Raw genomic sequence first — 19,956 nt, 5'->3', positions numbered from 1 at the left:
CCTTCGAACAGTCTGGCCGGGACCACCCCGGCCCTTTCTGTTTTTGTTGGCTGCCGCTCGCGAGCGGGGGAGGCGCTATGCCCGGCCGCAACGCACTCGAAGTCGATCAGCGCGGTGGGCTATGCCGGTGTCGCGGGCCCTTAACTTGATGCAGTAAGATACAAATCCGCTCCCGCCGGAAACATCGGCGATACGTGCCGATGGTTCTCTGCCGCGCATATCGCGATCGCTGCACGCCGTGCATCGGTCCAGCGCGGAGAGACGATGATGATCCTGTTTGTTGTAGCCTATCTTGCCGGGGTGTTGACGATCGTCAGCCCCTGTATCCTGCCGGTCCTGCCATTCGTGTTTGCCCGCGCCGGCCAGCCTTTCTCCACCAGTATTCTTCCGATGCTGCTTGCCAAGATCGTGACCTTCGCGGGCATTGCTTCGCTTGCCGCGCTCGGCGGCAACTGGGCGGTACAGGCGAACGAGTACGGCCGCTTTGCTGCGATCGCTCTGTTGGCGCTTTTCGGCGTAACGCTGCTCTCCACCCGCGCGGCCACCTACGTGACCGGTCCGTTCGTCACGCTTGGCAACCGTCTTTCGCGAAAGGCGGCGACCGGGGAGAAGGGCAGCGTCGGCGGCGCCATCCTGCTTGGTGTCGCGACCGGATTGCTCTGGGCGCCCTGCGCCGGTCCGGTGCTCGGCCTTGTGCTGACCGGCGCGGCGCTGAACGGGGCGAACGTACAGACGACACTGCTGCTTGTTGCCTATGCGGCTGGGGCAGCGACCTCGCTGGCGCTTGCGGTCCTTGTCGGTGGCAGGGTGTTTACGGCGATGAAGCGCTTCCTCGGTGTCGGCGACCGCATCCGCCAGGGGCTCGGCGTCGCAGTGCTTGCCGGCGTGGCGGCGATCGCGCTCGGCCTCGATACCGGGCTGCTGGCTCGCCTTTCCTATGCGAGCACGGCCGGCTTCGAGCAGTCGATCCTTGATCGCCTGCGCGGCGATACCTCTCCGGTGGATGTGGCGAGCACCCGCATGGCGCTCGCGGCAAAGGACACGCGGCAGACCGCCTATCGCAGCGATCTTCCGGTCGAAGGCACATTTCCGTCGCTCGATGGCGCGGTTCAGTGGCTGAACTCCAAGCCCCTGACGCCGGCGGAACTCCGCGGCAAGGTCGTGCTCGTCGATTTCTGGACCTATTCCTGCATCAACTGCATCCGCACAATCCCCTATGTCCGGGCCTGGGAGGAGAAGTACCGGGATCAGGGCCTGGTCGTCATTGGTGTTCACGCGCCGGAATTTGCCTTTGAAAAGCAAATCGGCAACGTCGAAAAGGCGGTGCGTGACTTCAAGATTACCTATCCGGTTGCGATCGACAACGACTTCGCCATCTGGCGCGCGTTCTCCAACAGCTACTGGCCGGCCCACTACTTCATCGATGCCGAAGGGCAGATCCGCTACACGCACTTCGGCGAGGGCGACTATGAAGGTTCCGAGCGGGTGATCCAGGATCTGCTGGCGGAGGCCGCGGGAAAGCGGAAGGCCGAAAACAACTTCGTCAAACCGGATGCAAAGGGCGCCGAAGCCTCGCCCGACCTCTCCCGGCTTGGATCGGGCGAGACCTATGTCGGGTATGAGAGGGCCGCGAATTTCGTATCTCCGGAGGGCGTCTCCGCAGACAGCGCCAAGCGCTACACGGTGGATGGCCCGCGTCTCAACGAGTGGGGCTTTACCGGCAATTGGACAGTCGGAGCCGAGCAGGCACGTGTCAACGAAGCGGGCGGCGGTATCACTTACCGGTTCCGCGCCCGCGACCTGCACTTGGTTCTGGGGCCCGGCGCCGGCGGCAGGCCGATCCCGTTTCAGGTGACGGTGGATGGTGCGGCGCCCGCAACGGACCGTGGCTCGGATATCGACGCGTCGGGCAGGGGTACCGTCACGGAGACCCGCCTTTATCAGCTGGTGCGCCAGTCGGGCGCAGCGCGGGAACGGACCTTCGAGATCCGCTTTCTCGAACCCGGCGCAGAAGCCTTCGTTTTCACTTTTGGATGAGAGTTCACAGATGACCGACAAACAACAGAAGCGTGGGCGCCGCTCGCCCGCCTTTACCCGACGTCTGTTCGTCGCGCTGGCAGTGGTTGGCGGCGGTCTGACGTTCGCCTTCGACGAGCAAACGGCGGCGCAGCAGGCCAAACCCATTCCCAAGGCGCTCCATGACGTGTCTTCAACCGAGACAAGCCAGACGGCGGTGCTCGCAGGCGGTTGCTTCTGGGGTGTGCAAGCCGTGTTTCAGCATGTGGCCGGCGTCAAGGGTGTCAGGTCCGGTTATGCCGGCGGCAGCGCCGAGACGGCGACCTACGAGCTGACGGAAACCGGCACCTCGGGCCACGCTGAAGCGGTGGAGATTACCTTCGATCCCAGGCGGATCAGCTATGGGCAGCTTCTCGAGATCTATTTCTCGGTTGCGCATGATCCGACGCAGCTCGGCAGACAGGGGCCGGACAGCGGCCCGCAGTATCGATCGGCGATCTTCCCGCGCAATGAAGGGCAGGCGAAGGTCGCTTCCGACTACATCGCGCAACTGAACGCGGCGGACGTCTTTGCCCGGCCGCTTGTGACGACCATCGAACCCGGCAAGGCCTATCACCAGAATTACGTCTACAACAATCCAGGCCAGCCCTATGTGGTCATCTACGAACAACCGAAGATCGGAGCGCTGCAGCGCCTGTTCCCAGACTTCTATCGCGAGAAGCCGGTGCTTGTCGCAGACAGCGCGTCGTAGCCGATCGTGAGCTTGCGCGGATCGCGAGCACGAGCAGACCCGTGACGTTTCGAATGGATCTTGCAAGGGGCCGTGCCAGGTCGGCCTTCTACACAAGAATACAGTTTTGCGGCCGCCCGCACACATTCGCGATACGGCCAAAGGACACTCTGGCGGTGAGCAAGACTTGGGCCCGTGGTGACGGGACGAGTCGCTGCCGCCATGATCAACGGAAGGAGCCATCATGCGTATTTTCGCAACAGTTTTCGCCATAGTCGTCATCGCGGCGGCGCCATGCGCCTGGGACAGCGGCCCGGGAGAGCCCTCGCTTCTTGCGGCGCTCGTCACCAGCTCGGCGAGCGCAACGGTCGCGGCGCGGCCGCAGCCGGCCGCGATTGAGGACGGAAGATTGCTACCGGAGGCTCCGCACGAGGAGTTTGCCAATCCGCTCTTCGATTGATCACCGCACCGCGAAAACTGGCGGCGCGAACCATTGATAGGCGCATGAAGGTTCTAGAGCGGGGTCGACGCTGCGTCGGCCCCGTCTTCTTTTGCTGACCTCCGCGGTGCGGCCGCAGAATCCCAGATCATTTCGTATCGGTCTGCCGTCGTGCTCGGCCGTTCAAACATTGAGATACACTGACGCCGCTCCAGAACACATCTCGGATACACCGCTCCCGCATGGTCACGGCGAAGTTTGGTTCGCATCCCACCCACACGGCGCAGCAGTCGGTGGCCATGCCTATGTCTTAAATTGCAGGAATTACGACATTTGAGACATAGGCGTTTCGTCTTACCATCGAGGCTCCAACCAAGGCAAAGGAGCTTGAAATGAGCAGGAATTCCAAAGGTACGGCACTTATCACCGGCGCGTCCTCCGGTATCGGCGCAATCTATGCCGATCGTCTGGCGCGCCGCGGCTTCGACCTGATCCTCGTTGCCCGCAACCGTGAGCGTTTGAATGGTCTCGCCAGCCGGCTGGCGGACGAGACCGGGCGCGCCATCGAGGTCGTCGCTGCTGACCTCGGCAACAAGGACGATGTCAGGCGGGTCGAGAAGATCCTCCGGAACGATGCGAGCATCACGGTGCTGATCAACAATGCGGGTGTTGGTGCCACGGCACCGCTGCTCTCCTCCGATGTCGACAAGATGGAGGATATGATCACGCTCAACGTCAGCGCGCTGACGCGGCTGACCTATGCGGCCGCGCCCGGATTTGCCGCGCGCGGTGCCGGCACGATCATCAACATCGCCTCGATCGTCGGCGTTGCGCCCGAACTCCTGAACGGCGTCTACGGTGGCACGAAGGCCTTCGTTTTGGCGTTCACCCTGTCGCTGCAGAAGGAACTTGCCGACAAGAACATCCGCATCCAGGCGGTGCTGCCGGGGGCGACGGCGACCGACTTCTGGGGCATTGCCGGCACGCCGCTCGAACATGTTCCAAGCGAGATCGTCATGCGGGCCGAAGACATGGTTGATGCCGCCCTTGCCGGTCTCGACCAGGGCGAAGTGATCACCATCCCGGCGTTGCCGAATGCCGCTGATTGGGCGGCCTATGAGGCTGCCCGGCAAAAACTCATGCCGAACCTTTCCAGGAGCGCACCCGCCGCCCGTTACAACATCGGGGGATAGCCCCGATCTGCCTCCGGGCTCCTCCCATCCCGGAATTGCTCGGCGATGCCTCTGGCATCGCCTCAACACTCGAACCAGGAGAATGATGATGTCCAGACGCTATTTGCCAACTGCAAAGAGCAGTCGCTTGGCCGCCTTCGCGCTGTCCGGAGCGATCGCGATCCTGCTTCCTCCGCTCGCCGCCCAAGCCGCAGGTGCCTCCTCGGCGGGCGGTGCTCAGATCGCGGCCGCTGCAAAGCCCGCGGCCGACGAATCCATTCGGCCCTTCCAGTTCCATGCCAGCGATGCGGCGCTTGCCGACCTCAAGCAGCGCATCACGGCGACCAAGTGGCCGGACCGCGAATTGGTGGCGGACGGCACCCAGGGCGTGCAGCTCGCCACCATGCAGAAGCTCGCCGACTATTGGGCGACCAAGTACGATTGGCGGAAGGTGGAGAAGAAGCTCAACGACCTGCCGCAGTTCGTCACCACCATCGACGGCGTCGACATCCATTTCATTCACGTGCGGTCGAAGCACAAAAACGCGATGCCTCTTATCGTCACCCACGGTTGGCCGGGCTCGATCATCGAGCAGTTGAAGATCATCGATCCTCTGACGAACCCGACGGTCCACGGCGGCAACGACGCCGATGCCTTCGACGTGGTCATTCCCTCGCTGCCGGGCTACGGCTTCTCCGGCAAGCCCAATGAACGCGGTTGGGATCCGGTGCGCATCGCCCGAGCCTGGACGGTGTTGATGCAACGTCTCGGCTATACCCACTATGTGGCGCAGGGCGGCGACTGGGGCGACGCCGTCACGGAGCAGATGGCGCTGCAGCAACCGGCAGGCTTGCTCGGCATTCACACCAACATGCCGGCGACGGTTCCGGCCGAGATCCAGAAGAGCCTGGACGCCGGCGCTCCGGCGCCATCGAACCTTTCCGCGGACGAGCGCCGCGCCTATGACCAGCTCGACTTCTTCTACCGGAACGGGCTGTCCTATGCGCAGGAGATGAGCAAGCGTCCGCAGACGCTCTATGGCATCGAGGACTCGCCGATCGGGCTGGCCAGCTGGATGCTGGACCATGACGCCCGCAGCTACGAACTGATCGCCCGCGTCTTCGATGGTCAGTCGGAGGGCCTGAGCCGTGATGACGTGCTCGACAACATCACGCTCTACTGGCTGACCAATACCGCCGTGTCGTCGGCGCGTCTCTATTGGGAGAACAAGCTCGCTTTCTTCCAGCCGAAGGGCATTCAGATTCCTGTGGCCGTCAGCGCCTTCCCCGACGAGCTCTATCAGGCGCCGAAGTCCTGGGCGGAGAAGGCGTTCCCGAGGCTTATCCATTATAATCGCCTCGCCAAGGGCGGACACTTTGCAGCCTGGGAACAGCCGGAAGCCCTGGTCGATGAATTGAGAGCTTCCTTCAAGTCACTGCGTCAGCCGAGCTGACAGAAAAGGGCGTGCGAAAGCGCGCCCCACCGTCGCAACAAAGGAGAAGTGTCATGACAGGTGCAGGTAGCGACAACAGAGCGCCATCGGTCGATCTGAAGTTAGAGGTCGCCGTCATCCCGGTCTCGGACGTCGATCGCGCCAAGGATTTCTACGGCCGCCTTGGTTGGCGGCTCGATGCCGACTTTCCGGTCGGCGATACGTTTCGGGTCGTCCAGTTCACGCCGCCCGGCTCGCCGGCGTCGATCCACTTCGGCACGGGGTTGACCCCAGCCACTCCCGGTTCGGCAGGCGGGCTCTATCTCGTCGTCTCGGATATCGAAGCCGCGCGGGCTGAGCTCGTCGAACGCGGCGCTGAGGTCAGCGAAGTCTTCCACCGCGAAGGTCCCGGAAAGCCGCCCATCAGCGGCCGTGACCCCGGAGGCCGCAGCTACCGTTCCTACGCGACCTTTAGCGACCCCGATGGTAACGGCTGGCTGCTGCAGGAGGTGACCGAGCGTCTGCCCGGCCGCGTGGATGCGGATGTCACGGACTTCGCTTCGGTTGCCGATCTTGCGGCGGCACTGCGTCGCGCGGCAGCCGCGCACGGCGAGCACGAGAAGCGCAACGGCGGTCAACACGATCACAACTGGCCGGATTGGTATGCCGCGCACATGGTCGCGGAGCATGCCGGGAAGCCGTTGCCCGAATGAAGTAGAACCTATGACCGCCGCGTTCCCTTCATGGCGTAAATCTGCTATAAGCGATCATTCCGGACGGAGCGGTATGGCATGCACAGGATCGGGTACGTTGTCTTCCCGAGGTTTCAGCTCATGGGGTTCGCGGCGGTCACCGCCTTCGAGGTCGCTAATCTGACGCTCGGGGAACAGGCCTACGAGATCGAATTGCTGTCCGAGGCCGGCGGCGAGATCAAGTCGTCCGCTGGCTTCGGCGTGCTGACGAAGGCCTTCGACAACACCGCCTTTGATACCGTCATGTTCGGAGCTGGCACCGAGATCGAACCGGTAACACCCGGGCTGGTCGCCTTCGCGCGCCACGCGCTCAAGGCCTCGCGGCGGGTGGCCGCCCCTTGCACCGGTGCCTTCATCCTGGCCGAGTCCGGACTGCTCGACGGGCGTCGCGCCACGACCCATTGGGTGTTTGCGCGTCAGCTGCGGGAGCGTTTCCCAGAGGTGCGGGTCGAGGAGGATCGCATCTTCATCGTCGACGGCAGCGTGTGGACCTCTGCGGGCATGACGGCCAGCATCGACCTGGCGCTGGCGATGATCGAGAAGGACCATGGCGAAGATGTCGCCCGACAGGTGGCGCGCAAGCTCGTCGTCTATCACCGGCGTGCCGGCGGTCAGTCGCAGTTCTCCGCCTTGCTCGAGCTCGATCCGAAGTCGGACCGCATCCAGAAGTCGGTCAACTACGCCAAGGCGAACCTGCGCAACGTCTTGTCGGTCGAGGAACTGGCGGACGCCGCGGGCCTCAGTGCGCGGCAGTTCAGCCGCGCCTTCCGCTCCGAGACCGGCCAGTCGCCGGCCAAGGCGGTCGAACATCTCCGCGTGGAAGCGGCGCGCCTTTTGATGGAGCAGGGGCGTCACTCCATGGATGTGATCGCGGAGGAGACCGGCTTTGCCGACAGCGATCGCATGCGCCGCGCGTTCCTGCGCACACTTGGGCAACCGCCACAGACGATCCGGCGCAATGCGCGCGAAGGCATTGCCTGAACCTGACGGCACTGCGATTGGTCGCGCCTCGGGAGAATTGTATCGCCGTGTATCCGCCGCCTGCCGTTTCTACATGCGCTTTCAATAGGAGCCGCAGAGCACACGGCCGGGATACACCGGCACTCCATATCTGATGTCAGTTCAGTTCACCGGAGGCAATCAGTGTCGGACGAAATCAACCACCCACGCCGTCGTTTCATCGGCGCAATCGCGCTTTCGCTGGCCGCGACGCAATTCGCTTCGGCGGGCGCCGCCAGAGCGCAAGCACAAAACAGTGAGGCGCCGCGCCTGCCTGCCGTCACCCCCGGGACGAACAAATCCTTCACGACCCTCAAGCAGATCGATGCCGGCGTCCTGAACGTCGGCTACGCCGAACTTGGCGCGCGCGACGCGCCGGTCGTGATCCTCCTGCACGGCTGGCCCTATGACATCCACACCTATGTGGACGTGGCGCCGCTGCTGGCAGATGCCGGCTACCGTGTCATCGTTCCCTATCTGCGCGGCTACGGCACGACCCGGTTTCTCTCTGCCGACACACCTCGGAACGGCCAACAGGCGGTGATCGCCACGGACATCATTGCCCTGATGGACGCGCTCAAGATCGAAAAGGCGGTCATCGGCGGCTGCGACTGGGGTGCGCGAACCGCCAACATCATCGCCGCGCTCTGGCCCGAGCGCTGCAAGGCGATGGTCTCTGTCAGCGGTTACCTCATCGGCAGCCAGGAGGTGAACAGAAAGCCGCTGTCACCGCAGGCCGAACTTGCCTGGTGGTACCAGTTCTACTTTGCCACCGAGCGTGGGTATGCCGGCTACAAGCAGAACCACAAGGAGTTCGCCCGGCTGATCTGGAAGCTTGCTTCGCCCAAGTGGAATTTCGACGATGCCACCTTCGATAAGAGTGCCGAGGCACTCGAAAACCCCGACCATGTCGACATCTCGATCCACAATTACCGCTGGCGCCTCAGCCTCGCTGAGGGCGAGGCGAAGTATGACGGTCTCGAGAAGCAACTCGCTGCGTTCCCGACCATTACTGTCCCGACCATCACGCTGGAGGGCGATGCCAACGGCGCCCCGCATCCGGATCCATCGGCCTATGCCAAGCGCTTCTCCGGCAAGTACGAGCATCGGCTGATCACCGGCGGCATCGGCCACAACCTGCCGCAGGAGGCGCCGTCCGCCTTCGCCAAGGCGATTGTCGACGTCGACCGTTTCTAGTTTTTCTCTAGCAGATTGCGTGGAGGCGCGGGGTCCGGTTCGCCGGTCCCGCGTTTTTTTGTGCGCCGACTCGTGTTGGCAACGTGCCCGGCGCACTTGGTCCTCACTAGCGCGCACGCCCGCACACCGAGATGGCCGCCTTCGTATCAGCGTGTATCCGTTCCGGCCCTTGGCAGACTTGCACACATTTCCGCTTCTCGATGAAACATCCCATACACCTGCGAAGCGCCATCTGTGTCTCGACAGTCGCACAGGGCAATCGGGCCCGAAAGGAACACCTGTCGAAAGGAAGAACACGATGAGCGAAGCTGAAAAGGTACTCTACACCGGCAAGACCCACACGACCGGCGGCCGCGACGGCGCCTCCCGGAGCGACGACGGGCGTCTGGATGTCAAGCTCTCTACACCCGGCAGTTCGCGGCCGGGCACGAACCCGGAGCAGCTTTTCGCCGCCGGCTGGTCGGCCTGCTTCATCGGCGCAATCGGACTGGCGGCTGGCCAGATGAAGGTCGCACTCCCTGCAGACCTCGCCGTCGATACCGAAGTGGATCTGCGCAACCGCGACGGCGGCTATTTCCTCCAGGCTCGGCTCAATGTCAGCCTGCCTGGGGTCGACGCGGATGTGGCGCGTCAATTGGTGGATGCCGCGCACCAGACCTGCCCCTATTCCAAGGCGACGCGTGGCAACATCGACGTGACGATCAATCTCGTCTGATGGAGCTCCGGTTGCTGCAGCATCCTGCAACATGATCCAATGGAAGCGGCGGCCGATGCGGCCGCCGCTTTTTGATTGGAGGGTTGGCTGTTTCGAAGTGGAAAAGTTGGAGGCGTGTGAAGTGCCGCGCCTTGCTGTGCCTCATGCCCCATGATGACGAATGGCAAGCTCTGCAACCAAGCCACCGCCGTCGCGGTTCGTCAGCGTCAGCGAGGCGTTGATGGAGGCCGCGAGCTGCTGGGCGATGGCAAGTCCGAGGCCGGTTCCGCCGGTATCGCGGTTGCGGGAGTCCTCCAGCCGGACGAAGGGTTTGAGTACGGCATCCAGCTGATCATCGGGTATGCCAGGCCCGCGGTCGAGGACCTTGATTGTCACCGTGTCGTCCGCCAGCCGCCTGACCTCGATCTCGGCACTACCACCAAACTTGAGTGCGTTGTCGACCAGGTTGGTAAGGATGCGTCTGAGCGCCTGGGGCCGGGTGACGATCGCGCCGCTATCGACATCGCTGGCGGCAACCGCCTTGCCGGTGTCCTGATAGTCATAAACAAGGCTTTCGACGAAGGACGCAAGATCGATGCGCGTCGCCTTTTCGACATTGCCATGGGCGCTGCGTGCATAGGCGACGCCTTCCTTGACCAGGCTTTCGATCTGGCCGAGATCCTGGATCAGCTTTTCCCGGTCGGCGAAATCATCCGCCATTTCGGCGCGCAGCTTCATGCGTGTGATCGGCGTCTGCAGATCGTGGGAAATGGCGGCGAGAATCTGGACCCGCTCTTCGAGATACTGGGCGATGCGGTCACGCATGGCATTGAACGCGGTTGCCGCATAGGCGACCTCGGTGGGCCCGGTTTCACTGAGGCGCGGCGTGTTCCGGTTCGGGTCGAGTGTATCGGCAGCCGCCGCGAGATTGACGAGCGGGCGCACCGCCTGACGCATGGCGAACCAACTGCACAGGAGGAGCAGCGCGAGTTGGGCCACGAGCACGAAGGGCAGCCAGTCGGCCAAGGGCATGACACCCTTGGGAAAGACGTCGATCGTCAGCGGTGAGCCGTCGCTCAGCGTCAGATGCGCCTGAAGGTGGCGGCGGTCGCCCGGGATCGTTTCGACCTTGACCGGAAATTGAAGGCCAGTCGCCCGCTCGATCTTGGTCGCGATCTCGCTGGCGGCCGGGTCGAGCGACGGATTGCCCGCAATGCCGGGGCCGAGAAGGAAGCCATAATTGTCGCGGTCGAGGCGAGCGAGCCACGAGGGACGCTCGGGCGCGGGCAGGCGATCGAGTATGGCGATCGACGTTGCGATTTCGTTTTCGAGCGTATCGAACATGACCGATCTGGCGGCCATGTAGCGCTCGAGGAACAGAACGGTGAACGACATGACATGCGCGATGGTGAGACCGGCCAGCAGGATAACGAAGAGCCGCGCCCTGAGCGTGCGCGGCCATAGTCGAAATCCTTTTGGGTCTGCGCTTGCCGTCATTCGCGCGCCTCCACGATCTCAATCGGGACCGAGAAGACATAGCCTTCGCTGCGCACCGTCTTGATGTAGGTCGGTTCACGGGCATCATCGCCGAGCCGCTGGCGAACCCGGCTGACGAGCAGATCGATGGATCGGTCGAAGAGCTCGGCCTCACGACCCTGGGTGAGATTGAGCAACTGGTCGCGATTGAGCACCCGCTGGGGGTGGTCGATGAACACCTTCAGCAGCCGATACTCGGCGCCGCTGAGTGCAATCACCGTGCCGTCAGCATCGATCAGGTGACGGGCGGTCGTGTCGAGTTTCCACTGGCCGAAGCGCAGCAGCTGTCCGGCCTCCGAGATCTGCAGGTTCGGCGGCAGCATGCGCGCGCGCCTGAGCACCGCCTTGATACGTGCGAGCAGTTCGCGCGCGGAGAACGGCTTGGAGAGATAGTCGTCGGCACCCATCTCGAGGCCGAGGATCCGGTCCATCTCGTCGCTGCGGGCCGTCAGCATAATGATCGGGATCGCCTTGTGTTTGCCGGCGCGCAGCTCGCGGCTGAGCACGAGCCCGTCGTCGCCCGGCATCATCACATCGAGTACGATGAGATCGACGGTATCTCCCTCGAGGAAGCTGCGCATCTGTCGCCCATCGGCGACGGCCGTTGCGCGCAGCCCGTTCTTCTTGAGGTAACCAGACACGAGTTCCCGGATCTCACGGTCGTCATCGACAATCAGTACATGGTCGATATGCTCCATCGAGCAAACTCCTCAAATCCGGTTTGGTCTTCGCATCCTTGCGGCATCACCCGGTCAGGGCCGGGGAACATCCGCTCAGTTTCATTGGCGTCCAGGATATGTCCTCGGTGTGTTCGCGATATCCAGACTTGCATGCGAAAGTAATGCAAGCACCTCCGGATACATTTCGACACAATTTCGCAAACGAAACCCGCCGCTTGTTGTCGAGCGGCGGGTTGCAAGAACGTCTGACCGGCGATGTCAGGCTTTTGCCTGAGCTGCCCGTTGGGCGCGGTATTGCGCGGTCGGCAGGCCGCCCCAACCCCAGTTGTCGAGCTCGACTTCCTCGATGACCACGTAGGTCGATTCCAGCGGCTTGTTGAGCACGTCGAGCAGGACCTGGCTCACGCCCATGATGATTTCGGCCTTTTCCTCGGCCGTGACCGCCTTGCGGTCTGGAGTGGTGCCTTCGCGGGTCACCTGTACTGTAACGATCGGCATTGCCTTCTCCTCTTCAGATCTGGATGTTGGCGGCTCAATCAAGGTGCCGCATCTGCAATGGACGGGGAGGGGAGGAGCGGCCAGGATTGGGAAACGGTCGCTCCCGGACATACCTGCGCTGTTACCAGCGCCCGGCGTTTTGCCCACCGTCGACGCGAAGGATCTCACCGGTGACGAAGCCGGCATTCTCCAGGTAGAGGACGGCGTCGACGATATCGCGGATCTCGCCCATCCGGCCCACGGGATGCAGCGTCGAGAGCGCCGCATGCGTTTCCGGCGCATGCATCGGGGTCTTGATGATGCCCGGCGAGACGGCATTGACGCGAACGCCGGTCTTGGCAAATTCAATGGCGAGCGCCTGGGTCACGGAATTCAAACCACCCTTCGTGATAGACGCCAGGGCCGCCGGGACGCCGGCAATCGGCTGGTTCACGAGGCTGGTCGTGATGCTGACGATGTGGCCGGAGCCCTGCTTCAGCATCTCGCGGGCCGCGTGCTGGGTAATGTGGAAGAAGCCGGCAACGTTGACACCCATGTTCAGATCATAGTCTTCCTGAGTGAACTCGGTGAACGGCTTGGCGGTGAAGACGCCGGCATTGTTGACCAGCGTATCGATACGGCCGAACCGTTCCAGGCCCTGGCGAACGACCCGCTCGGCGGTCTCAGGCTTGCTGATATCGCCGGCGACACTGAGGATGCCAGCGTCCGAACTTTCCTGAATGGAGCGGGACGTGGCGATGACGCGATAGTTGCGATCGCGGTAGGCCTGAACCAGGGCGGCGCCGATACCCTGCGATGCACCGGTGATGATGGCGACCTTCTGTTCGTTGCTCATGGATGTGGTCCCTTTTCGATTGCAACGGGCGCTTGGCGTGGCCCGTCCTCCGCCCTCGGCGTTGGTGCAATCAGATTTAGACCCATCCGATGATTGGGAGAATTGGCGCCGTTCGGCAGTCAGTCAACCGATAATTGGCATAATCAGCCGAGCGTGCCAGCTTCCGTTGCCATGCGTGCGAACTCGGTCCGCAGACGTGGCAGCGCAAAATCAGCAAAGGCGCGAACCTTCGGAACCGACATGCGGCCCTGCGGTGCAAGAAGATGAACCGGCATCGGGGGATGCTCGGCATCAGCCAGCACGATTTTCAACCGCCCATCGCTGACGTAGCGCGCGACATGATAGGAGTAGAGCCGGGTCAGGCCGGTACCCGCGGCGGCGGAGTCGGTCGCGGCACGCACACTGTTGACGATGCAGCGCGGTGTGAACTGCACCGTGCGAGGGATCAACGAGCCCTCGGCTGGCGTGAATGTCCAGGAATCGAGGCCGAAGTTGGTAAAGGCGACGATCTGGTGTTTGGCGAGATCGGCCGGCTCGTCAATCCGCGGGTGGTTGGCGAGATAACGAGGCGAGCCGACGACGACACGCCGGACATCGCCACCGATTCGTGTCGAAATCAGCGAAGAGTCGGCGAGATGGCCGATGCGGAGCGCGATATCGACACCCTCATCGACAAGGTTTACGAAGCGATCGAGCAGGAGGAGCCGGGCCGAAACCGAAGCGTAGAGGTTGAGGAAGTCGTCGAGGATCGGACGCAGCACCTCTTCGCCAACGATCGGTGGCGCGGAGATCGTCAGCGTGCCGCGAGGGGCCGCACGTTCGCCACCTGCGAGCATGTCGGCCTCTTCGAGATCGATCAGCACCCGCCGGCAGGCAGCCGCATAGCGCTGGCCGGCTTCGCTGAGCTTCAACGATCGCGTCGTTCGATGGAGCAGTTCGACCCCGACATGGGCTTCAAGCAAGTTCAGGGCGCGGCTGACCGCCGTCGGCGATCGCTTCAGCCGCCGGGCTGCGGCCGCAAGGCTGCCTTCATCGACCGCGGTCACGAAGACCTTCATTGCGTCGATACGATCCATTCTGCCGACTTTCGCGATGATCATTACCAATCGGCAAGAATTCACCCGCAACTGGGCAGAAGTAAAGAGGCCCCCTCCCTCCTCTCGTCAGCGGTGTCGGGGCACAATTCGGGCAGCGGGGCGATCAATCGGCAAACAGCTTCTCGATCAGTTCGGCCGCCGAGCCCTGCCAAAGCTCTCCCTTGCCGGTTCCCGCCCAAAGGGAGAGGAAGTCCGCCGAGCCTTTTGCTGCGGACGCGCCTCTGATATCGCGCGTGAACTTGTTCTGGGCCGGGAAGGGCATGACCGCGACGGCGTCCAGCTCGTTCATGAAGCGGTTCTCGATGCCACGGGCAAACCGGCCGGAGAAGGCGCGCGTTGTCCGCGTTGCGCGTTCCGTGCCCTGGAGTGCGGCGCGATAGGCTGCCGAGGTTCCTGCTTCGGCGGTCGCGAGGAACGCCGTTCCCATCTGCACCGCGCTGGCGCCCATGGCGAGGGCCGACCGGATATCCACGGCCGTCATAATGCCGCCTGCCGCGATCAGTGGCACCTTCGCCTTCGGGAGGGTTCGGGTCAGCAGATCCCGAAGGCCGATTTCACTGTCCGCGGCCTCGGGATCAAATATGCCGCGGTGCCCGCCAGCCTCAAAGCCCTGGAGCGTGATCGCATCGACGCCGCTTTCTCGAGCGCCTCTGCTTCCTCCGTGTCGTCGCCGTGCCGATGATCAGCATCCCCGACTTGCGCGCGGTCCGCATGTACTCGGCAGGCAGCACGCCGAAGACGAAACTAAGGACTGCCGGCTTCGCCTTCAGCACGGCCTCGAACTGCTGATCGAAATCCTCTTCATAGGGTGCGGCGAATTGCGGCGCCGGCAGATCAAGTTCCGCACGGTGCTTCGCCGTCGCCGCCACGGCCCGCTCGACCGTCGCCGCGTCGATCTGCGGCTGCGGGTGCTGGATGAAGAGGTTGATCGCAAAAGGACGGTCGGTGCCCGCACGAACCTTGTCGACGAACTCGGTGATGGCCGCCGGGCTCGAATAGACTGCACCGATCGACCCCAGCGCTCCGGCTGCCGAAGACGCGATGACGAGCTCCGGCGACGAGGGGCCGCCGGCCATCGACGCGACGATCAACGGGTGCTTCAGGCCGAGTCTCGCCAGGGGATCCTGCATATTCGATTCCCTCAATGAAGGTGCGTTCTTGCGTGCCGGCGGCGTGCGGGCTGAGGTGAAGGTCGACGAGCGGTCGCATTGATCGCCCGAATATGCCGCACCATAAAGGAGACCCGGAGCGGCCAGAGGTCAACTGTACAATGGTCGCACTGTTGGACGGCGATCATGCCGCCGAGCAGTTGCGGCGAGATCGATTGGCTGGCACAGTCGCTCCGTGACGAGAGTTGCCCATGAGGACCCTGATGTCGCGACCGACGGACAAGCAAGACCCATCTCCTAGCCTTGTCGAACACTATCGGCCAGTGCAGCTCAAGGCCGTGCTTGCCGCCTGCGCGGTGAAGCATCGCGAACCTCCGCCGCCGCCACCGGAGGAACGCTTCTATGGATCGCAATTGCCGGAGGGATTCCACCTCCCGCAATCGGTCTACGACGACTAGGCGCGGCTTTCGCAATCAGTTCGTTGCCAGCGTCCAGGCCATGCCTGCAAGCGCGCAGGCAAACAGCGTCGTGATCACCGAGGCGTTGAAGCGGAAGATCGCCACGCCGGCGGCAAGCGTCAGCAGGAGCGACGGCAGTACCAGCGACCCTAGCACCGGTATGTCGAGCGCGGACGGCCCGAATTGCCCGCTCACGAGCTCTCCAAACAAGGTGTGCAGCCCGAACCAGACGGCAAGGTTGAGAATAACTCCTACAACGGCGGCGGTGATCGCCGACATGGCGCCCGTGAGCGCGATATTGTTCCGCAGCCGCTCAATGAAGGGGGCCCCAAGAAAGATCCATAGGAAACACGGGACGAAGGTGACCCAGGTGGTCAGTATCGCCCCCAAGGTCGCCGCCATCATCGGATGGAGCGTGCCCGGGTCGCGGTAGGCGCCCATGAAGCCGACGAACTGGACGACCATGATCAGCGGCCCCGGCGTCGTCTCGGCCATGCCGAGGCCGTCCAGCATTTCGCCGGGCTTCAGCCAGCCATAGTGCTGGACGGCTTCCTGGGCGACGTAGGCGAGCACGGCATAGGCGCCGCCGAAGGTGACGACCGCCATCTGGCTGAAGAACAGGCCGATCTGGCTGAAGACGCTGTCCCGACCGAGGACGATGATGAGCAACGCCAGGGGCACGAGCCACAGCGCAAGCAGCACGCCGGAAATCCGCAGCGACCATGCAAGGTTGGGGCGCGCATGCGCGGGGATTTCCTCGTCGAGCGCGGAGTCCTCGTCCTTCAGAACCGGGCCCGTGCCGCCCTTGTGTCCACCGCCAATGCGAAAGAGCGGCGAACCGGAGCGAGCGCCGATATAGCCGAGCACGCCGGCTGCCAGGATGATCAACGGGAAGGGAACGCGGAAGAAGAAAATGGCGACGAAGGCGGCGGCCGCAATGCCGATCATCATTCGGTTCTTGAGTGCTCGGCCGCCAATGCGGAAGACAGCCTGGACGACCACCGCGAGCACGGCGGCCTTCAGGCCGAAGAACAGCCCTTCGACGACGGTGACATTGCCGAAGGCGGCGTAGATGTAGCTCAGACCGAGGATCGCCAGGAAACCCGGAAGCACAAAGAGAAGTCCGGCAACGAGGCCGCCGGCGGTCCGGTGCAGGAGCCAGCCGATGTAGACGGCGAGCTGCTGCGCCTCGGGTCCGGGCAGTAGCATGCAGTAGTTCAGCGCATGCAGGAAGCGATGCTCGCCGATCCAGCGCTTCTCATCGACAAGGATGCGATGCATCACCGCGATCTGTCCGGCAGGGCCACCGAAGCTGAGGGCCGCAATGCGTGCCCAAACCCGGACGGCTTCGCCAAACGGGATGCCGTGGCTTTGCCGTTGCCGCGCCACTTCGGGCGCGGCCTTGTCAGCAATATCGGTCATCTCAGAGGTCCTTCTTGGGCGAGGGCCAGTTGTGCGTCTCGTTGGTAGCATCCCGGCACCAGCGATAGAAGGCGTCGTAGAGCAGCATCCCCGCATCCAGTTGCTCCAGGTCGTCGGCATACATGCGCGAGAGACCGAGGGAGGCGGCAAGCAGGCCCGGCGCCTCGGGCGCAAGCTCGGGACGGGCGGTGTCGGCCCCGCGCACGATGGTGGCTAGCCGCAGAAGCGGAGCGGTTGCAAGGCCGAACTGCTCGACCATCACGTCAAAGGTGCAGAGTTCACCGCGATGGCTCCAGCGGATCGGAGCATCGATATCGAAGGGCGTAGCGCCGAAGCGCTCGCCGACCATCTCGACCTCTGACGGCGCCACGTACAAGAAGACAGCCTTCGGATCGACGAAACGACGGATCAGCCAGGGGCAGGCAATGCGGTCGATCTTCGGTCGTGCCCGCGTAACCCAGACGGTCCGTCCGCCGGCGTCCCGTTCGGGTATCGCGGAAGCGGGCACGGCCGGATAGCCGCCTTCCGCCCAAGCCTCGAAACCGCCTTCGAGCACGTCGGCAGCAATGCCGGCATTGCGAAGCCAGGCGGCAACGCCATGGCTGAGCTTCTTGCCCTGCTGGCAGATGATGATTGCCGATGCCTTAGCGACGTCGTCGATCCAATCCTGAACCTGGCGGTAGTCGCGCCTGTACGAACCTGGGATGAGGCGGGGATCGGCGTCGAAATCTTCGTCGATCCTGACATCGATCAGTGCGGGACAGTTCGGCGTGCCGATGAGGCGAGAGAGTTTTTCCGAGGATATTTCGAGAAATGACGACATGACGCGTCCTCCGGATGAGCGGTTGAGTGGACGCGATGCTTCGGCTGGCGCCTCATGGGGTGATCGCACCCCCATGCGCGAAGTTTTCCGCTCTTTGAGCGGACTGTCAAGCCGGCAATCAAGAATGGAAGAACGTCGCCGATCCGCTGTCCTGAGTGCGGAAGGGCGCCGCACTCAGGACGCAGACGCTCGGCGTGTTCGGGCTATTTGCCGGCGTCCTCGGCTGCGGTCTCTATGATCTTGGCAACCTTTTCCGCTTGCGAGGCAAAGACGGCGTGGCTCGCCTTGATTTCGCTTACCTGGCTGCCGGCGCGCTTCGCCATGCTTCGTTCAAGGTCCGGATTGATGGCGCGATCTTCGGTCGCCACGACCGCCCAGCTTTTCTTCGTCCGCCATGCCGGATCGCCGGACTTGGCGGTGAAAACCTCTTTCGCGGCAAAGACCTGCGACTTCGCCGCAAAGGCCGCTTCCGCCTTGGGAAGGTCGGCGGCGAAATCAGCAGCAAACGCTGTCGGATCGAGATAGAGATACTTGCCGTCGGTGGTTTCCTTGATGCTCATTGCCGCCGGCGGCTTCGATCCGGCAAGCGTTGCCAAATCCTCGCCCTTGTCCGGCTGAAACGCTGCGACGTAGACCAATCCTTCGACCTTCTGGTGATGTCCGGCTTCGCTGATCACCATACCGCCGTAGCTGTGCCCGACGAGCAAGGTCGGCCCATCCTGCAGGTCCAGAACACGGTTCGTCGCCTCGACGTCGGCGGCAAGCGAGGTCAGCGGTTCCTGCACGACCGTCACGTTGAAGCCGCGCCGCTCCAGGATATCGCTGGCCTGTCGCCAGCCCGAACCGTCGGCGAAGGCGCCGTGCACGATGACGATATTCTTGATGTCCGCAGCCTGGGCGGCGAAAGCAACCACGCTCGTTGCAAAGGCGAGGGCAAGAGTAGGGATGATTCGGCGCATGCGATCGTTCCTTTCGGGGCCGTTGAGGTGACGATCGCAATCTGGCCCGGCGAGGTATCCCGGATATGTCGGCCGCCACCAGCAATTGTACCGCAATGTATGGGGTCGGCTCAGGTCGCAGCGAAGCACCGCGGGAAGGGCGGCTCCCCGGGGCGTTCCGTCTGGCCTCAATGGCTGAATACGGGCGGACTGTGCCCTATGATTCAACCAGGATCACGATTGATTCCGGCACGACGCCATCAAAGACCATCGCATCGGCCGCGGCCTGGGTCTGCATGGCTTTCGACAGGGCGTCCAGATCGGGGACATCCATGAGAATGGCCACCCGGGTCTGGTCCTGGGGATCGACGAAGGTTCGAATGCTGGTCACGCCGAGCGTGCTGAAGAACTCCTTGCGCTTCGGTGATTTCAACCAGTGTTCCGCGCTTTTCGTGATCTTGTGGTGGGCGATGATGGTCGGCATTGCATTCTCCCTGTCGCGGCATGGACGAACTTTTTCCTGTGCAGCCGCGTTCCCTCACGGAAGGCTCCGTCGGCCCGACTGTCAATTAGCCCGTCGGAAGTAGGGTGCCGTCACCGAGAGGATACTGCTGATGCCTAAATTCGTGACCATTGGATATGGAGACCGTGCAGGCTACGACCGCACAGCGGCGGACGTCCGTGATGCGGCGCACGCGCATGATGCGGAACTTCGTGCAAGAGGAGCCTTGATGGGGATCGCCGGAGCGCCTGTTCAGGTGCGCAACGCCAACGCCGCGCATGTCGAGAAGCGAAGCGGTCCGTTCATGTCGTCTTCGCTTCCTGTGGCCGGCTTCGCGGTGATCGAGGCCGCAGACCTGGCCTGAGCCATCGATATGGTGTCACGCACCCCGTGCGCGGTGGCTCATGGGGTGGTCGAGGTCTGGCCGCTCGAGACTCCTTAAGTCCGACGATATGTCGCCCCTGCTTAAGAGGCCTGGGCGACCAATGTTGGTTCCTGTATCTCGATGGCGCGGCTCTCGATCTTTGCCTCGGCGGCTACAGCCTGCTCTCTGTTGTCGCGGAAGAGTTTCCACTTTGTCGGCCGGAAGGCGATGCGGCTGTGGTCGCCGGCGGCGGCGCGTTCGGG

At 63.3% G+C, this 19,956-nt stretch carries 22 protein-coding genes; 11 read left to right on the top strand and 11 right to left on the bottom strand.

The window, feature by feature from the left end; all coding sequences use genetic code 11:
• Positions 1 to 267: 267 nt before the first annotated feature.
• From V7S54_RS25195 to V7S54_RS25155, 9 genes are all read left to right on the top strand, one after another.
• The gene (locus V7S54_RS25195; RefSeq protein ID WP_336409062.1) at positions 268 to 2,037 is read left to right on the top strand and encodes a cytochrome c biogenesis protein DipZ; all 1,770 of its coding nucleotides are present in this window, start codon (positions 268 to 270) and stop codon (positions 2,035 to 2,037) included.
• 10 nt (positions 2,038 to 2,047) lie between these two features.
• Entirely contained in the window at positions 2,048 to 2,767 is a 720-nt protein-coding gene (gene msrA, locus V7S54_RS25190) for a peptide-methionine (S)-S-oxide reductase MsrA (protein WP_336409063.1), read from the top strand.
• Between the two features lie 223 nt (positions 2,768 to 2,990).
• Positions 2,991 to 3,206 (top strand): hypothetical protein, encoded by a 216-nt coding sequence (locus tag V7S54_RS25185; RefSeq protein WP_336409064.1) that lies wholly within the window; start codon positions 2,991 to 2,993, stop codon positions 3,204 to 3,206.
• A gap of 371 nt (positions 3,207 to 3,577) precedes the next feature.
• Positions 3,578 to 4,378 carry an SDR family NAD(P)-dependent oxidoreductase gene (locus V7S54_RS25180; protein WP_336409065.1) on the top strand — a complete coding sequence of 267 codons (801 nt, stop codon included), beginning with the start codon at positions 3,578 to 3,580 and terminating at the stop codon, positions 4,376 to 4,378.
• Between the two features lie 88 nt (positions 4,379 to 4,466).
• Positions 4,467 to 5,810 (top strand): epoxide hydrolase family protein, encoded by a 1,344-nt coding sequence (locus V7S54_RS25175; protein WP_336409066.1) that lies wholly within the window; start codon positions 4,467 to 4,469, stop codon positions 5,808 to 5,810.
• A gap of 53 nt (positions 5,811 to 5,863) precedes the next feature.
• Positions 5,864 to 6,502 (top strand): VOC family protein, encoded by a 639-nt coding sequence (locus V7S54_RS25170; protein ID WP_336409067.1) that lies wholly within the window; start codon positions 5,864 to 5,866, stop codon positions 6,500 to 6,502.
• 78 nt (positions 6,503 to 6,580) lie between these two features.
• The gene (locus tag V7S54_RS25165; RefSeq protein ID WP_065374832.1) at positions 6,581 to 7,522 is read left to right on the top strand and encodes a GlxA family transcriptional regulator; all 942 of its coding nucleotides are present in this window, start codon (positions 6,581 to 6,583) and stop codon (positions 7,520 to 7,522) included.
• A gap of 162 nt (positions 7,523 to 7,684) precedes the next feature.
• Positions 7,685 to 8,737 (top strand): alpha/beta fold hydrolase, encoded by a 1,053-nt coding sequence (locus tag V7S54_RS25160; protein ID WP_065374833.1) that lies wholly within the window; start codon positions 7,685 to 7,687, stop codon positions 8,735 to 8,737.
• Between the two features lie 298 nt (positions 8,738 to 9,035).
• Positions 9,036 to 9,452: an organic hydroperoxide resistance protein gene (locus V7S54_RS25155; RefSeq protein ID WP_336409068.1), complete on the top strand. Its 417-nt coding sequence runs from the start codon at positions 9,036 to 9,038 to the stop codon at positions 9,450 to 9,452.
• Between the two features lie 141 nt (positions 9,453 to 9,593).
• On the opposite strand, the gene V7S54_RS25150 is transcribed toward V7S54_RS25155, so the two are convergent.
• The 7 genes from V7S54_RS25150 to V7S54_RS25120 form a co-directional block, all read right to left on the bottom strand.
• Complete coding sequence (locus V7S54_RS25150) at positions 9,594 to 10,928, bottom strand: sensor histidine kinase (RefSeq protein WP_336409069.1); 1,335 nt, start codon at positions 10,926 to 10,928, stop codon at positions 9,594 to 9,596.
• Entirely contained in the window at positions 10,925 to 11,665 is a 741-nt protein-coding gene (locus V7S54_RS25145; protein ID WP_058324920.1) for a response regulator, read from the bottom strand. Before V7S54_RS25145 ends, V7S54_RS25150 begins: the two co-directional genes overlap by 4 nt.
• 240 nt (positions 11,666 to 11,905) lie before the next feature.
• Complete coding sequence (locus tag V7S54_RS25140) at positions 11,906 to 12,145, bottom strand: tautomerase family protein (RefSeq protein WP_065374836.1); 240 nt, start codon at positions 12,143 to 12,145, stop codon at positions 11,906 to 11,908.
• Between the two features lie 121 nt (positions 12,146 to 12,266).
• Complete coding sequence (locus tag V7S54_RS25135; RefSeq protein ID WP_336409070.1) at positions 12,267 to 12,980, bottom strand: SDR family NAD(P)-dependent oxidoreductase; 714 nt, start codon at positions 12,978 to 12,980, stop codon at positions 12,267 to 12,269.
• A gap of 143 nt (positions 12,981 to 13,123) precedes the next feature.
• Positions 13,124 to 14,056, bottom strand: coding sequence for a LysR family transcriptional regulator (locus tag V7S54_RS25130; protein ID WP_336409071.1), 933 nt, complete (start codon positions 14,054 to 14,056; stop codon positions 13,124 to 13,126).
• 124 nt (positions 14,057 to 14,180) lie between these two features.
• A complete protein-coding gene (locus V7S54_RS25125; RefSeq protein WP_336409079.1) occupies positions 14,181 to 14,699 on the bottom strand; it encodes an NAD(P)H-dependent flavin oxidoreductase in 519 nt (172 codons plus the stop codon).
• A complete protein-coding gene (locus V7S54_RS25120; RefSeq protein ID WP_336409072.1) occupies positions 14,680 to 15,207 on the bottom strand; it encodes an NAD(P)H-dependent flavin oxidoreductase in 528 nt (175 codons plus the stop codon). The genes V7S54_RS25125 and V7S54_RS25120 overlap by 20 nt, the downstream gene beginning before the upstream one ends.
• 242 nt (positions 15,208 to 15,449) lie before the next feature.
• On the opposite strand from V7S54_RS25120, the gene V7S54_RS25115 reads away from it, so the two are divergent.
• Positions 15,450 to 15,644 (top strand): hypothetical protein, encoded by a 195-nt coding sequence (locus V7S54_RS25115; protein ID WP_058324916.1) that lies wholly within the window; start codon positions 15,450 to 15,452, stop codon positions 15,642 to 15,644.
• A 15-nt stretch (positions 15,645 to 15,659) separates the two neighbouring features.
• Here the strand turns inward: V7S54_RS25115 and chrA are convergent, their stop codons facing one another.
• From chrA to V7S54_RS25095, 4 genes are all read right to left on the bottom strand, one after another.
• On the bottom strand, positions 15,660 to 17,066 hold the full coding sequence (gene chrA / locus V7S54_RS25110) for a chromate efflux transporter (protein WP_336409073.1): 1,407 nt from the start codon (positions 17,064 to 17,066) through the stop codon (positions 15,660 to 15,662).
• 1 nt (position 17,067) lies between these two features.
• Complete coding sequence (locus tag V7S54_RS25105) at positions 17,068 to 17,889, bottom strand: sulfurtransferase/chromate resistance protein (protein ID WP_336409074.1); 822 nt, start codon at positions 17,887 to 17,889, stop codon at positions 17,068 to 17,070.
• 203 nt (positions 17,890 to 18,092) lie between these two features.
• Entirely contained in the window at positions 18,093 to 18,848 is a 756-nt protein-coding gene (locus tag V7S54_RS25100; RefSeq protein ID WP_065374840.1) for an alpha/beta hydrolase, read from the bottom strand.
• Between the two features lie 196 nt (positions 18,849 to 19,044).
• Complete coding sequence (locus V7S54_RS25095) at positions 19,045 to 19,311, bottom strand: hypothetical protein (RefSeq protein ID WP_057248480.1); 267 nt, start codon at positions 19,309 to 19,311, stop codon at positions 19,045 to 19,047.
• A 130-nt stretch (positions 19,312 to 19,441) separates the two neighbouring features.
• Between V7S54_RS25095 and V7S54_RS25090 the strand changes: the two genes are divergently transcribed.
• Entirely contained in the window at positions 19,442 to 19,693 is a 252-nt protein-coding gene (locus V7S54_RS25090; RefSeq protein ID WP_336409075.1) for a transcription initiation protein, read from the top strand.
• Positions 19,694 to 19,956 lie beyond the last annotated feature (263 nt).

It is taken from the genome of Ensifer sp. CCNWLY38, from assembly GCF_037120565.1.
Taxonomy (GTDB): Bacteria; Pseudomonadota; Alphaproteobacteria; order Rhizobiales; family Rhizobiaceae; genus Ensifer; species Ensifer adhaerens_H.
The sequence above is the reverse complement of the archived record's forward strand: the minus strand, read 5'-3'. Positions and strand labels throughout refer to the sequence as shown.

Bases quoted from the DNA above. Each gene is read 5' to 3' on its own strand.
- V7S54_RS25195 (WP_336409062.1), top strand. From the start codon at position 268: ATGATCCTGTTTGTTGTAGCCTATCTTGCCGGGGTGTTGACGATCGTC.
- msrA (WP_336409063.1), top strand. From the start codon at position 2,048: ATGACCGACAAACAACAGAAGCGTGGGCGCCGCTCGCCCGCCTTTACC.
- V7S54_RS25185 (WP_336409064.1), top strand. From the start codon at position 2,991: ATGCGTATTTTCGCAACAGTTTTCGCCATAGTCGTCATCGCGGCGGCG.
- V7S54_RS25180 (WP_336409065.1), top strand. From the start codon at position 3,578: ATGAGCAGGAATTCCAAAGGTACGGCACTTATCACCGGCGCGTCCTCC.
- V7S54_RS25175 (WP_336409066.1), top strand. From the start codon at position 4,467: ATGTCCAGACGCTATTTGCCAACTGCAAAGAGCAGTCGCTTGGCCGCC.
- V7S54_RS25170 (WP_336409067.1), top strand. From the start codon at position 5,864: ATGACAGGTGCAGGTAGCGACAACAGAGCGCCATCGGTCGATCTGAAG.
- V7S54_RS25165 (WP_065374832.1), top strand. From the start codon at position 6,581: ATGCACAGGATCGGGTACGTTGTCTTCCCGAGGTTTCAGCTCATGGGG.
- V7S54_RS25155 (WP_336409068.1), top strand. From the start codon at position 9,036: ATGAGCGAAGCTGAAAAGGTACTCTACACCGGCAAGACCCACACGACC.
- V7S54_RS25150 (WP_336409069.1), bottom strand. From the start codon at position 10,928: ATGACGGCAAGCGCAGACCCAAAAGGATTTCGACTATGGCCGCGCACG.
- V7S54_RS25145 (WP_058324920.1), bottom strand. From the start codon at position 11,665: ATGGAGCATATCGACCATGTACTGATTGTCGATGACGACCGTGAGATC.
- V7S54_RS25140 (WP_065374836.1), bottom strand. From the start codon at position 12,145: ATGCCGATCGTTACAGTACAGGTGACCCGCGAAGGCACCACTCCAGAC.
- V7S54_RS25135 (WP_336409070.1), bottom strand. From the start codon at position 12,980: ATGAGCAACGAACAGAAGGTCGCCATCATCACCGGTGCATCGCAGGGT.
- V7S54_RS25130 (WP_336409071.1), bottom strand. From the start codon at position 14,056: ATGGATCGTATCGACGCAATGAAGGTCTTCGTGACCGCGGTCGATGAA.
- V7S54_RS25120 (WP_336409072.1), bottom strand. From the start codon at position 15,207: ATGCAGGATCCCCTGGCGAGACTCGGCCTGAAGCACCCGTTGATCGTC.
- V7S54_RS25115 (WP_058324916.1), top strand. From the start codon at position 15,450: ATGTCGCGACCGACGGACAAGCAAGACCCATCTCCTAGCCTTGTCGAA.
- chrA (WP_336409073.1), bottom strand. From the start codon at position 17,066: ATGACCGATATTGCTGACAAGGCCGCGCCCGAAGTGGCGCGGCAACGG.
- V7S54_RS25105 (WP_336409074.1), bottom strand. From the start codon at position 17,889: ATGTCGTCATTTCTCGAAATATCCTCGGAAAAACTCTCTCGCCTCATC.
- V7S54_RS25100 (WP_065374840.1), bottom strand. From the start codon at position 18,848: ATGCGCCGAATCATCCCTACTCTTGCCCTCGCCTTTGCAACGAGCGTG.
- V7S54_RS25095 (WP_057248480.1), bottom strand. From the start codon at position 19,311: ATGCCGACCATCATCGCCCACCACAAGATCACGAAAAGCGCGGAACAC.
- V7S54_RS25090 (WP_336409075.1), top strand. From the start codon at position 19,442: ATGCCTAAATTCGTGACCATTGGATATGGAGACCGTGCAGGCTACGAC.